Origin of the sequence: Pontibacter rugosus (genome assembly GCF_042678745.1) — a bacterium.
Classification (GTDB): domain Bacteria; phylum Bacteroidota; class Bacteroidia; order Cytophagales; family Hymenobacteraceae; genus Pontibacter; species Pontibacter rugosus.
In genome coordinates this window covers 1-14,147 of sequence record NZ_JBHTLD010000014.1, presented here as the reverse complement: position 1 = coordinate 14,147, position 14,147 = coordinate 1, and the positions used below count along the sequence as shown (strand labels likewise).

Annotated in this window: 7 protein-coding genes; all 7 read right to left on the bottom strand. The window is 43.6% G+C overall.

Going from position 1 to position 14,147, the window contains the following annotated elements; genetic code table 11:
• Positions 1-5: 5 nt before the first annotated feature.
• The 7 genes from ACFQ2O_RS03015 to ACFQ2O_RS02985 all read right to left on the bottom strand — a co-directional run bounded on the left by ACFQ2O_RS03015 (position 6) and on the right by ACFQ2O_RS02985 (position 13,839).
• Positions 6-3,008 (bottom strand): SusC/RagA family TonB-linked outer membrane protein, encoded by a 3,003-nt coding sequence (locus ACFQ2O_RS03015; RefSeq protein WP_377522811.1) that lies wholly within the window; start codon positions 3,006-3,008, stop codon positions 6-8.
• A gap of 243 nt (positions 3,009-3,251) precedes the next feature.
• A complete protein-coding gene (locus ACFQ2O_RS03010; RefSeq protein WP_377522810.1) occupies positions 3,252-4,202 on the bottom strand; it encodes a pectinesterase family protein in 951 nt (316 codons plus the stop codon).
• A gap of 8 nt (positions 4,203-4,210) precedes the next feature.
• Positions 4,211-5,605 (bottom strand): pectate lyase family protein, encoded by a 1,395-nt coding sequence (locus ACFQ2O_RS03005; protein ID WP_377522809.1) that lies wholly within the window; start codon positions 5,603-5,605, stop codon positions 4,211-4,213.
• A 67-nt stretch (positions 5,606-5,672) separates the two neighbouring features.
• Positions 5,673-6,962, bottom strand: a complete 1,290-nt coding sequence (locus ACFQ2O_RS03000; protein ID WP_377522808.1) for a DUF4861 domain-containing protein — start codon at positions 6,960-6,962, stop codon at positions 5,673-5,675.
• Positions 6,963-7,122: 160 nt separating this feature from the next.
• Entirely contained in the window at positions 7,123-8,742 is a 1,620-nt protein-coding gene (locus tag ACFQ2O_RS02995; RefSeq protein ID WP_377522806.1) for a DUF5123 domain-containing protein, read from the bottom strand.
• A 33-nt stretch (positions 8,743-8,775) separates the two neighbouring features.
• Positions 8,776-10,587: a RagB/SusD family nutrient uptake outer membrane protein gene (locus tag ACFQ2O_RS02990; RefSeq protein WP_377522805.1), complete on the bottom strand. Its 1,812-nt coding sequence runs from the start codon at positions 10,585-10,587 to the stop codon at positions 8,776-8,778.
• A gap of 18 nt (positions 10,588-10,605) precedes the next feature.
• Positions 10,606-13,839, bottom strand: coding sequence for a SusC/RagA family TonB-linked outer membrane protein (locus ACFQ2O_RS02985; protein WP_377522803.1), 3,234 nt, complete (start codon positions 13,837-13,839; stop codon positions 10,606-10,608).
• Positions 13,840-14,147 lie beyond the last annotated feature (308 nt).

Sequence of the window (14,147 nt, the reverse complement as noted above, 5' to 3'; positions counted from 1 at the left end):
CCTGTCTAGAATGCTACATTAATACCAAATACCATCTGCTTTGTCATCGGGAAGCTTAACGCTCCTCCCCTTTCAGGGTCATAAGGATCAATTTCACTCTTTAGAATGAAATAATTTTTAGCAGTTGCATAAATCCGTAGGCTAGAGAGTCTCAGCTTCTCAATCATTGGCTGCGGAAAACTGTAAGCAAGCGTAATATCTCTTACCTTGATAAATGAGCCATCAACATACTGTAAGGTAGAATAGTATCGCGTACTAGCTCTGCTGGTTCCAGCATTGGGTCTTGGATAGGCATTGGTAGGGTTTTCTGGTGTCCAATAATCTACTACTGGGCCATTTTCCAATCCATCAATTTTATAAGAGCCAGCAGCCTCGCTCACAATGGTCTGTCCCATTCTAGCATAAACAAGAAAAGAAAGCTCTACACCTTTGTAGCCAAAGCGGTTTGTTACACCTAGTGTCCAATCAGGATTTGCTTTTCCGAGAATAACTCTATCATCATCAGTTATTATACCGTTGTTATCCTGATCTTTAACCCGAATATCACCTGGCTTCTGACCAAATTTACCGGCTTCATCCTCTTCTCCTAATTGCCAGATACCAATTTTTTCATAATCATAAAATATTCTAATTGGGTGTCCTACAAAAAGGCCATATTCACCAAAAGTCAGATCTCGTTGTGCCCCATCAGCAAGTGCGGTTACCTCTTCCTTGTTGCTTGCAAAGCTAAAGTCTGATGTCCATCTGAAACCATTGCTCTGATCAATATTTACAGTTCCAAGTTGAAGTTCTACCCCTCGGTTTCTTGTTTCTCCAACATTGTCTATAATTCGCTCATACCCAGTAGTAGTTGGCAGCCTTCTTGACATTAGCAAATCTTTTGTATTTTGCTGATAAATATCCAGCGTACCAGTTACTCTATTATTAAACAACCCGAAGTCTAGCCCTAAGTTAGCTGTAGCAGTCTTTTCCCAACCCAACAACGGATTAGACAAAGCACCTGGATAAAAGCCAAAGGCTGGTGTCTCTGTACTACCTTGATCAAAAGCATAATATGACCTTCCAAGACCTCCTAACGTAAGATATGGATCGATGGCACTATTTCCTGAAACGCCGTAGCTAAGACGAAGCTTCATGTCAGATATTGCATTTACATTCTGCAGAAAGCTTTCTTCTTTGATAATCCATGCGACAGAAGCCGACGGGAAATAGTCCCACTTGTTGCCGTCAGCCAGCACAGATGCACCATCGGCACGCATCACGAAGTTGAACAGGTATTTATTCAGCAGCTTATAATTGATGCGGCCAAAAAATGAAGCCATACTTTGCTCACTTAACCCACTTCCTAAACGATATGCTGACTGAGTTGCGCTTAAATTATAGAAGAGGAATGTTGAAGAGAGCAAATTTCTTCCTTCAGCAGAGAACATTTCCTCTTTTTGAGACCATATACTACTACCTAGCATAACAGAAACTTCATGGTTGTCGGACAGATTTTTAGAGTAGTTAGCAAAGTTTTCCCAAGTCAGCCTAGAAAAATTGCCTAGTGTAGCACGGGCAAGAGATAATCCGTCAGCACCTGTTTCTATGGTATTAGAGGCTGCATACAAACCGTTTCGATTGTTGTATTGATCTATTCCAAAACGAGATGTAACTACTAAATTATTGATAGGTGTATAGTCAACAGAGAGATTACCAAAAAAGCGCTTGTTGATGTCATTGTTTTCAAAAGCTCCTGGCTGTTCATCCGTAAGTGGATTTAGAGTGGAAGCATCACCAACTGGCTTTAGCAAAAAGTTACCTTCATCATCATAAGGACGGCCAAGAGGACTCATCTTATTTGCCTGATTCAGAGGGTCTCGTCTTAAATCCTGATCCTTATAGGTATACATCAGGTTAGTGTTAACCTTTAGATTATCAAGTATGTTATATCCTATATTCATGCGGCCGCTGTACCTTTTCAAACGGTCGTCCTTTAACAGTCCCTTTTCGTCAAAATATTCAGTAGACAGGTAATAGCTAAGCTTATTTGTTCCACCAGAAACACCTATTTGATAGTTCTGCTGGCTTCCAGTGCCGATCACCTCGTCAGCCCAATCTGTGTAAATGCCGTTTCTGAAGTTTTCAAGCTGGGTCGGGTTAAATATCTTCTCATCATCTTCAGGACCAGCCCATTCTTCCACGGTCCTGCGAGATTCTCTTCTTAAAGCCACCCACTCTGGACCAGACATTATATCCGCATATCCGTTTGCCTCCGAAATGCCATAGTAGGAGTTAAACGTGACCTTGGCCTTACCTGAACCACCGCTCTTGGTGGTTATCAGAATTACGCCGTTAGCCCCCATAGAACCATAAATTGCGGTAGCAGTTGCATCCTTCAATATTTCCATTGAAGCAATATCATTCGGGTTTACATCAAGAGGGCCATCATAACGAATCCCATCTACTAAAACGAGTGGTGGGCGAATAGCATCAATTGATCTAGTTCCCCTAATATTAAAGTTTAATGAGGCTCCAGCCTGACCGCTACTTCTAGTTAGATCCAGCCCCGGCACTTTGCCCTGTAGCACTTCCAGTCCATTTGTTACAGGTATAGCTGTTAGGTCTTCGCCTCGCACCGAAGTAACTGAACCTGTAAGATCGGATTTCTTTACTGTACCGTAGCCAATGACCACCACTTCTTCCAGCGCCTTTGAGTCTACTGCTAAAGATACATTTACTGTGGATTTTCCGGCTGCCGCTACTTCTTTGGTCTGATACCCTATGTAGGAAAATACAAGTGTCGGGTTAGCAGTGGTAACGTTTAGAGTATAGCTGCCATCAACTCCAGTGGCAGTACCATTTGTCGTGCCTTTCACTAAGACAGTAACCCCTGGGAGAGGCCCACCTGTCTCGTCTACTACACGGCCTTGCAGGGTGGTGCCTTGCGCAAAGGCACCTGTAACTGCGACAATAATGAAGAAGAGGCTATACAGGTACCTCGCTTTCTTAAGTAATGCTCGTTCCATAGATCTTTTAAGTTAAATATTGAAATATTTATGTTGATTGTTTATTTCTCAATGCGTTGATCTCGAACTCTACTTAAAAGCTACTAGCTACTGCTATACTACCTCCAAGTCGCTGCTGGTGCTTTGGTATTATCTCTTACTAATTACCCTTCCTCACTTTGCTTTTATTTATACTAAATTCTTTACCCTATATCAGGACAATCGATTGCACAATTTAACAAAAAAATAATCATTATCAATTGATTACTCACTTATTCCTTGCCAACCATCTTCTCCTGCAAGTATAACAGCTACTTTATAGTTTTTTGCCTCCCGCGCATTCAGCTGTTTTGCCCACTTTACCCGCGATTTTGGCATCGCTCCTGGTCCTTTTGATTTATACTCCGCATATAAAGCTGTTTTCTCAGCCTCTGGCTTACTCCAGTTGTGCCACCCTTCTGGCCTTATATGCTCCGCTAATTTTGACTTGATGAAAACTGTTTGGGCGTAAGGCCGCCATGGGCGCCCTAAGTATACTTTCGTAGCCTCTTCTGCCCCCGTAACCGTACAGTTTAGAAACACAAAGCCATAGGCTTGCCCCTCAGGAGTGGATGCGGCAGTGATGTATGAATTCTTTTTGCAGTGAATGGTGCAGTTCTGAAACACGGCTGTGGCTGGCCCAAAGATAAAATCTGTGGTGCCCTCTATGTAGCAGTTTAAGTAATATTGGCGATTACCATTTCTTCCGGCATACAGGGTATCCTGATCGCCTTTTATGTTACAGTTTTTAATCACACAGCGGTCTGCCTCCATGTGGAGCGCCACTGCTTGTCCTGCCGTTCTGCCAGCACTGTTCTCAAAGGTGATGTTCTCAGCATGAAAATCATCACCTTGCACCAGCACAGTATAAGATGTGAATGTGTTGATGTCGCCTTTACCAGCATGGTCATCCCAACTAATAATGGTTTTATCTTTGTTTTCGCCTACTAAAGAGATATTAGTTTTCCAGGTTGGAATAATGACCTTTTCTAGGTATACGCCATTTTTGATGAATATCTCCACCCGATTGTCTGGGAAAGAAGGCACTGCATCTACTGCTGCCTGCACAGAAGTATAATCTCCGCTATGGTCCTGCGCTACTACCAGTTTCATTTTTTGCGCCTGCACCAAAAAAGTAGCAAGGCAAAGTATAAATAGGAGTGTCAGTTTTCTCATAGCAGCTGTTATTTAAGTTGATCTGTGTTCACCAGGCTGTTTAGGTATACTTCGATGTTAGTGTATTGCTTGCTCAGCGTGTAAGCTGCGGCATCGTCTGCATTAGCAGGGTTTAATTTGTGCTTGCGCTCCCACGCATCCGGCATGCCGTCTTTATCTTTGTCGGCTGACGCCGCAACAGATTGAATTTCTGGCCAGCCACCAATATCACTTTGAGAATCAATAATGCCATTCTTGTTTTTGCCACCTGTTGGATTACCGGATCTAACTTCCTGCACAATTCGCTCGTCTACCTTGTCGCGTTTATAACTTGCACCAGCATTAGCCAGCACCAGTTCCAGCGCATCTTTGGCAGGCTGGGCTGTAACAGCAGCATAGTCAAATGCATTTGCAACAAGGGCAGAATCAGGGTTATCAATGGCAACACCAAGCGTATTGTATTTTGTGATTTCCGGGTTGCCCTCCATTACATTACCCGCTAAGTAAAACTGTCCGTAAGGTGCATATGGCTCTAATAGTCGGTCTTTCTTAGACTTTGGCGTGGCAGGGCCTGGTTTATAGTAGTTGTTCACCATATTATAGCGTCCTTTTTCTCCACCATACACACTATTCCCTCCCCAGTTAAAGATTACGTTATTACGGAAATCCACCAACTCTTCAGCTGAGTTCGCGGTTGTTTTGGAGCCACTGAAACGAGGCATGCGGCTCATGTGATTGGCAATCAGGTTATGATGAAACGAGGCACCGGAACCACCCCAGATGCCTCCGTACCCATGGTCGCCTTTGGCATGTACTGATTGGTTCAGACTCTCTGCTATGATACACCACTGCAGGGTGAAATTCTTATTTCCATAAAAAGAAGCGCTCTCGTCTGTCGCCCAACCCATAGAGCAATGGTCTATGATAATGTTGCTTTTGCCCTTGTTTCCGCCCAAAGCATCCCCTTCCACATCTTTCACGTCGCCCATTCTAAAGCGCAGGTAACGTACAATTACGTTGTCAGCCTTTATACTTACAGGATAATAACGAACAGTAACTCCTTGCCCCGGGGCAGACTGGCCAGCGATAGTAATATCACTGTTGTTTATATCTAAGGGAGACTCCAGGTTAATATAACCTGACACAGCAAAAACGACAATACGTGGTCCTTTTTTTCGGATGGCTTCCCGTAAGCTGCCAGGCCCGTCATCGTTCAGGTTAGTTACCACCACCACCTGCCCGCCGCGGCCACCTGTGGTAAATTTGCCAAAACCTTCTGCACCCGGAAACGCTAAAGCATGCTCTGCAGTAGGTGTACTTTCCGTAGATACACTTGCTGGCTGCTGAGCACAGCCAGCAAAGCATATCATCTGGAAAAATAAACCTAACAAACTCACCTTAAATATCTTGTTGCTCTTTAACATTTCTCTTGTTTATAGTATGTGCTCCCAAAGCCAATTTCGTGTTCTTTGGTGGCTGATGTAGCAGCTTTTATTTCTTTGAGAGGCTTACCTGTACAGGTTGTGCCAGTTCTGTTGCAGTTTTGTTCAGGTATTGCAAAAACGCCTCTTCCGTTTTAATTCCTTCCGGCTCCAGCTCCCAGGCTGCCAGAAAAAAATACTCCACCTGCCCTTGATTTGGCTTTAGTTGCACGATATGGCTATTCACGTCTTCAGAAAATGTAATGAAATCCTTTGGCCGGAAAAGTACTGCTATACCCAGGTTATCACCTTCGCCGTTCAGGCTTTGTTTGCCATACGTGGCAATGTATCCCCACTTATCGTTGCTGCCTTTGCTGGTGTGCAGTGTTGACCTTTTATCTTTTATCAAGCCTGTACTTAAATTATCAGGATTTGCACCTGTTGCCTGCACTTGATGGTGTGTTAAGCGGCTACCAGCATGTATACCAAGCTGCGACTGCACATCCATTGTTAAGCCAGCTACTTGCCAACCATAATAATTGGTAAGTATAGAAGAGTACACATTTCCGTTTTCGGATATAACACTTATCATACTATCGGTTTCAGCAACACGGTTCGCCTGCCCATTATGGAACATTGCCAGCGTACCAACCCCCAACGACTTTCCTACCTTTAGCACATCCATTCCCCAGGGCTGCAGTTCGTGGTACGAATCATAACCGTCCTGCCCCACCTGCTGCAGCACCATGTCTTTGGTTGTTTTTCCGAAAACATCGGTGCCATTACGCCAGTCTAAATAAAAGCGGTAGCCTACTTTATCTGATTCCCAGCCTGGCCCCTCGTAGCGGATATAGTAAGAGTGGTCGGTTACTTCATCCGGAACACGCAGCGAATCCACATTCTCGAAAGAAGCACCTCCAATGTATTTTCTGTTCTCAAACCTGCCACCCACTTTATGCGACAGCTCGGCCTGCGTACGCTTAGTATAACTGCGACTAGCGGTGCCTTGCTTGTTATACCTGATAGTTAGCTTTCGACTCTCATTAGCTGCCATTTGGTCCAGCACCAGCACAATGCCTTTTTTATTTGCGTCTTTGCTATTGTACTGGCTGGCAATTTCTTTTTTCCCGTCCAGCACCACGAATGCTTCCGGATTGAACGAAGGAGCTAACTTCAGGAGATCATCCTTCTTAATTAGCACCATTACATCGTTTCGCTGCTGGTTCAGCGGATTTTTAATAGCAACTGTAAGCGTTTGCGGAAATTCCTTTTTCAGGTTTTGGGCAGCTAACTTACCTAAAGAGCAAAATGCCATTAGCAGTAGCGCACCTATATACCAAAGTTTTGGTAGTATGTTCATTGCTGATATGTTAGTAAGTACAGGAGATCGGCATACATGCCCTTCTCTACTTTACAAGAAGTATAGCACATGTATTCTTGATCATGCTGCTATTAGAAGCTATAAAGAAAGACAGTGGCATCGCACTTCTGCTACACCACTGTCTTTTCCTATAAAGTTGCTATCTCCAGCGAGGGTCTCCAGCGCTTCCTTTTCCTGCAAAATTTGCGTCTTTGATCGTAAAGTTGCCGTTGTTCGGGTCCTGGAATAAATCTGCGGCAGTACCACTATACACTGTCAAATTTGGAATCTGGTTACCTGTGGCATTATAGTCTGAGGTGGCGTAGCTACTGCTAGACTGTATAAGCGTAGCAGAACCAACTCTTATTCCCTTTACAGCAGTCTCCCCCGCAAGTGGCTTGCCTCGCCCAACTATATTATTCTGGAACGTGATACCCTGAGTAACATTATAAGTAACACTATTCGCAACAAAGTCAATCAGGTAACGTCCTGATTCTGGCGTATCATGGAAGGTGGAGTTTTCGATTACGATGGATTTCACATCGCTCCTGCTCGTGATTGGCCGATCTATTTTATAGAAAGTACTATTAGTTAACACAATATTATCTACACGTGCTCCTTCATTGTCAATTGCCAACACACCATAGTTATACAAGTTGTTTACAATACTGTTTTTGACAATAAACTTACCTACACTTACGCTACCTGTTTTAATTCTAGTCACTCCTCTGAAATTGGAAATGATACTTGATTCAAATTTGATAGTACCGATTGTTGAGGCATTGCCAATATTAAACACATAGTCAGCATCAATTTTATTACCAGTTAAAGTAACATCTTTGAATACTACTGAATCAACCTGTGCTCCTGCTTTAAAATCAAAGTTGCTGGTAAAAAACACGTTTGCACGCCCTGGTGCTACAGTGTTTTCGCTCATAATGGTAAGCGACCTATCCAGCAACACGGCAGAGGAAATGTTGTACGTCATTCCCTTTTTCAGCACAATTATACTTCCTGATTCAACTTGCAACAAGGTATCCTGTAGCACAGATGGCCTGTCAGTAAAGCTAGTTAGGTTAATGATATTGCCTACAGTAGGCGCATTGGTCGTAAAGCTAAGATAACCTGCCATGCGGTTGCCCTGGAAGATTTCGGCTCTGCAAGCTGTGCTGGCACTCAGCCCGTTCACAAACTTTTGTCCGGCTGTCATATCCTCTTCTGAAACAGGAACCTCTATCGGCTCACCAATTGGCCTGCCTTCTGCGCTTTGTGGTGTGAGCACAATACGGGTTAGACCTGCCGTCTCTCTCCATTTTAACAGAACTGCCTTATCCGTAATATCGCTATTTAAGAGTGCAGTAAAAATTTGCATGCCCCTAATGGTAAAGCCGGAACTAGGCGCAAAGGACTTTGACTCAGGTCTGTCGCCTAAGGCGTTAGCTCTGATACGGGCAAAATACCTCTTTCTCACCTCCAGCTGTTCATCTGTAAACACAACACCTGCAGTATCGGTTTGTACCGAGAGCACAACCGGTGTGGTAAACAGCGAATCCGCTGCTACATCTACTGTATAAGTTACACCGCTGCTATTGGTGGTGTACAGAGATGGATTCCAGGTAAGCCTTACCTGTGATTCTCCGCTCACTGCTTTAACATCTCCTGCAGGAGTAAACATACGCATCGGGTCCAGCTTATCAGGATCGTCTTCACAGGCAAAAGCCAGCGCACCCAACGCAATAATCGGAACCAGTTTTAAGATTTTATTTAAAGCTACTTTCATGTCTTAACTTTTTTTTGTGTACCCAGCTTTCAATTAATATCCGTAATCCTGCGTGAGATTAGGGTTTGTGCCAAACACAGCATTGTAAATAGGGAAAAGCTCTGAGTGGTTTTCTTTGAACGCTACAGCAAATGTTTCTATATAAGCTGCATCCACTGCGGCAGCCCAGTTCACTCTCGTGTATCCGGTAGGCGTGGTAGCAGGCGCAGGCGTATACATTTCGTTGGCTACAGAGCCTTTAACAAAGTCGAAGCTTTTAATTTCTGCTGGAACAGTAGTATTAACTACAGGCGTAAGGTTATAGAACACATACTTTGGAACATTCGCATAGCGTCCTTCTCCGTTCTTCAGTGCGTTTAACTGAGTTCTCGTCTCTGCTATTTTAGAAGCAAGCAGGTTCCAACGAATCAGATCATACTTTCTAATACCTTCTCCACCAAACTCCAATAAGCGCTCGTGAACAATAGCATTAAAGAACCCTTCTTTGTCTGTAGGCGTCGTACCCATTTTATCTACATTACCCGCAAAGGCTCTTCTCCTCACCTGCTCAAAAGCATCTATAGCCTGTGGTGTTGGTCCCTTCAGCTCGTTTTCTGCTTCAGCAAACATCAATAGCACATCAGCATAGCGTAAAATTGGCCAGTTGACACCTAAGTTTTGCGCTGTTCCGTCGATGCTGGTCCAGTATTTTCTGAACTTGCCATCACGCATGCCTGTCAGGCGAGTTAATTCTTTTTTGTCGTCTTTATCGATCTGGAAGTAAGCCAGCGTTACGTCTCTCCTTACATCCGCAATTGAGTCAAACTCATAGAAGTAGGTAGGTATTGCCTCTAACTGTCCATTTGCTTGCCCGAAAGTAGAGCTTTTATCTATTCTAAGGCCGTTGCTGTATCCGAGCTTACTATCAGTTTTAGAGTTACCGCCAAAAGCACCTACCTCAAATATCATCTCTTTTGTAGCTCCGCCACTCACACCTGTGTGCAGATCCTTAAACACCTGCTCAAAGCTTGGATTCAGGCTATGCTTTCCGCTTTGGATAATATCTAGCGTTTCCTGGCGGGCAATCTGGTAAAAATCCTTGTAGTTGGCTCTACGTTCTAGTTTTCTACTATCTCTTCTTAATGCGTAGCCTCCACGTGCCAATGCAATTCTGGCACGAAGGCCTTTCACGGCAGATTTAGTGATGCGTGTACTTGGATCACCTGATTCTGACTGCCATGGTACTAGCTCCGAAGCCAGTTCAAGATCTTCCAGCAACATATCATAGATCACGTCCTGGTCGGTTTTAGGAAGGGCTAAGTCAAGCTGGTCAGCAGAAGGATCGAAAGGCGCAGGTACATCTCCCCAATTGCGTATGAGTTCGTGAAAGAAGATGGCACGCAACGCCAGTGTTTCACCATGTAATTTACGCATGGTGGCCTGCTCAGCAGGTGTGCCATTGGTATACAGGCTCGATGCCTGAATATTTTTGATAACGATGTTAGCACGCTCAATGCCTTCATATAACTTTATGAAAGGTTTGTTGAGCTCTGAATTGTTTGGGCTTACACCAAAACCACTTATGCCTCTTCTATCCTCCGGGTTATAAGTACCTCCGATTCTAAAATCGTCGGCGGCATTAGGATATAAGGTGGAAATACGGCTACCGTATGCATCGTCTCCCATCAGGTTGTTGTAAACACCTGTAACTGCTGAGTTGGCATAGCCTAAATTCGAAAAAACAGCGTTCTGTGAAATAGTAGATGGGTTTTCAACATCCAGATAATTTTCACAAGAGGTAAAGGTTATCATACCACCCATAAGCATAAGTGGCAAAAACAGCGATTTCATATATTTCTTATTCATTTCTATCACCTTAATAAATTAGAAAGTAACATTTACACCACCCAATATATAGCGGCTGCGCGGATATGCAGCATAGTCAACTCCAGGCGTATAAGGTGTGTCTCGTCTAGTGTTAGCCTCAGGATCGTATCCCGTATATTTTGTGAAGGTATGCAGGTTGTTTACCGTAGCATAGACTCTGAACTTAGAGAACACCCTTGTTTTATCCACTAAACTCTGTGGCAAAGTATAGCCTAAGGTAAGGTTGCTGATACGCAGGTAAGAACCATCTTCGATAGCAAAAGAGTGCAGAAAGTACTGTCCTAATGGTGGCGACCAGTATTTAGCATCCTGATTTAAAGCTGCTAATTGTTCTGGGTTTGTAACCAACTGTCCGTTATCGTCAAATCGTTGCCATCTGTCGTTCATTAGCGAAAGCATGTTGTTGTCGCGGTACAGGTATTGTGTGGTGAACTCAATTTTATTGGCATTGTAAACTTTGTTGCCGTAAGAGAAATTCAGGAACACGCTCAGATCAAAATTCTTGTAGGCAAACTGCTGATTGAAACCACCGATAAATTTAGGCTGAGAAGTACCCAGCACCTTCCTATCTTCCGGGCTAATCATAGAATTACCGTCATCTGTCAGGTCCTTTAGCTTAAGATCGCCTGGCTGCGGATCACGATTACCAAGTGCAATGTTCTTACTGTTTGGTATTCCTTCTTTCAGCGTATAGCTCCAGGTGTTAGCGCCTTCGTTATACGTTGTGTTAAAGTCGTCTACAGTATAGAATCCGTCTGTTACGTAACCATAGTACTGACCCATTGGCTGCCCAACCTCCACGTGAAAATCGTATAGGTTATTTACCCAACCCGATGCCCATCCGAAAGATTGTATTGGAGTGCCAAGCGGCGTATTACCTAAGTCAAGAATCTTATTTCTGTTAAAGGCTGTGTTGAAGTTAGCGTTCCAGGTGAAATTGCTGTTATCCACTATAACACCATTCAACTGAATCTCTATACCTTTGTTTTCAGTACTACCAACGTTTCGTAACTGATCATCATGACCACTTGTTGGGGGAACCTGCGCAAACAACAACAGGTTATTTGAAGTGTTCCTATAAACATCTATCGAACCGCTGACCCTGTTATTTAGAATAGAAAAGTCTAAGCCGATATTTCTGGATACTGTAGTTTCCCACTTCAAATCAGGTCTGGCCAAATAATTGGCCACTAAACCCGGTGTGATAGATTCTGAGAAAGCGTAACCATAGTCAGCTGAGTTAGTGAACATGGTAGTCCAATAATCTGCAGGAATTCTATTATTTCCTACTTCTCCCATACTTACGCGTAGCTTCAAGTCAGATAACCAACTGCTAGTGCCGGCCATGAAACTTTCGTCAGCAATATGCCAGGCAAGTGAAGCCGACGGGAAATACCCTACCCGCTCATCTGGGGCAAAAAGAGAAGAGGCATCACGGCGCATATTAAAGACTGCCCGGTATTTACCTCTATAATTATAGGATACTCTACCAAAGTAAGAAAGCAACCTCTGCTCAGCTTCACCGGTACTTGGTGCATCCTGTATCAATCCTGATGGAGGAGTTGCTTTGTCTATTCCAGCCCAAGCTTGTTCGGCAGTAATAGCAACAGGCAAGTATTTTGTCACTACCCGTTGAGACTTCATGTTTTCCAACCATATTTCATGTCCTACAAGCACGTCAAGCTTATGATCATCACTCAGGCTAAACTTGTAGTTCAGTGTATTTGAGTTTGTAAAAGACAAAGCTTCTCTGTCCCATATTTCAGAAACAGGCATCCCTGCGTTTTGCCTGGCAAGGCTTGTACTAGGACCATCAAAATCGAATCTGTTACGATTTGTGCTATTGACACCCGCTACCGTTTTGTAGGTAAGGTTCTTTAGTAACTCATAGCTGAACCAACCATTTACGATGATATCGTTTCTGTAATCTTCTCTGAGTTCCTGTTTTGCCAGCAATACAGGACTAATCAGGTTGGTAAGGTTAGCAAACTCCGGATCGAACTCATCAATCGTGTTTTCCATACCAGGCGCCACAAATGGTCTGAAGCGCACTGCGTTTCTAAGCCTGTTGTTACCTTGAGAACCCGTGTTAGAAGTACCAACGCCGTCTATTTTCTGGCGACTGTAGCGCGTGCTAAGGCCTAACCTTAACTTATCTGTTGCTCTATGATCAAACTTAAAAGAGGCTAGTGTTCTGGTAAAACCAGAGTTCAACATAATTCCTTCCTCATCTGCGTGGTTCAGGGTAAAGTTGAAAGATGTTTTCTCTGTACCGCCTGTTACACCAAGTATGTGTGTCTGGCTGGTTGCATCTCTTCCGAATACTTCATCCTGCCAATCCATGAAAGGCATATTCTGATATATATCCAGATCTTCATAAAGGCCATACCTGTTAGTAAAAGACCTGCGCGTATCTTCATCTGTATTATAATTATATATCTCATACTGATACTTTACATAGTCGTAAGGCTTCATCACATCCAGCTTGTTCACGATGCTTCTCACCCCTGTAAAGCCGTTATAGGTAACTTGCGTAGGCATGGCGATACCGCCTTTAGTAGTAATTACCACCACACCGTTCGAACCGCGTGAACCGTAAATAGCAGTAGAGGCCGCATCCTTAAGCACGTCAATAGACTGGATTTCCTGAGGTGATAAGATGGAAAGTGCATTATCTACCTGAATACCGTCTACTATATAAAGCGGCGAATTGTCCTGTGAAATTGATCCGCCACCACGCACTCTGATCTGAATCTCTGCACCCGGCTGACCTTCGGAACTGGTTACCTGCACACCTGCCAATCTGCCAGAAAGAGCTTCTGCAGCCGTACTTACTGGAATGTCTCTTAGCTGTTTAGCACCAACTGATGAAACGGAGCTGGTCAATTCACTTCTTGGCACCTCCTGATAACCTATGATTACCACCTCTTCCAGTGCCTTCTGATCTGGCGCCATCGAGACGTTAACTGTAGATCGGCCGTTAATAGCCTCTTCCTTCGCCTGATATCCGATAAAGGAAAAAACCAGCGTTCCATTCTGAGTCACATCAGGCAATGTAAAACTGCCGTCCATACCTGTTGCAGTACCTTTTGTAGTTCCTTTTAAAAGCACTGTCACACCTGGCAGGCCTTCACCATTCTCGTCTACCACTTTTCCAGCTACCGTCAGCCCTTGAGCAAGCGCACCTGAAATAGTAATGAAGAAAAGAGGCAGTAAGATTAAACACCTCATCTTCTTTAGTAAAGCGTTTCGCATAGGTTATTTATTATTAAATGTAAGAGTATAGGTTAGATGTATTTAGATTCAGTTTGATTGTCAGGCAGCTCATTCCAGCACTAATTCCTCTTGTTTACATGCCCAAGGGAGCCTATGCTTTATATTAAATCTACCACTTAAAAAACGCTCTACACCAGCTGCAATGATTAATCACTTACCGATATCACCGCAGATATGTTGCGCAAACGATTGCATTTTAAATATTTAAGTTTTGATTTACAAAATATTCATAGACTATTTTGCCTAAAAATCGCAAAAACAAC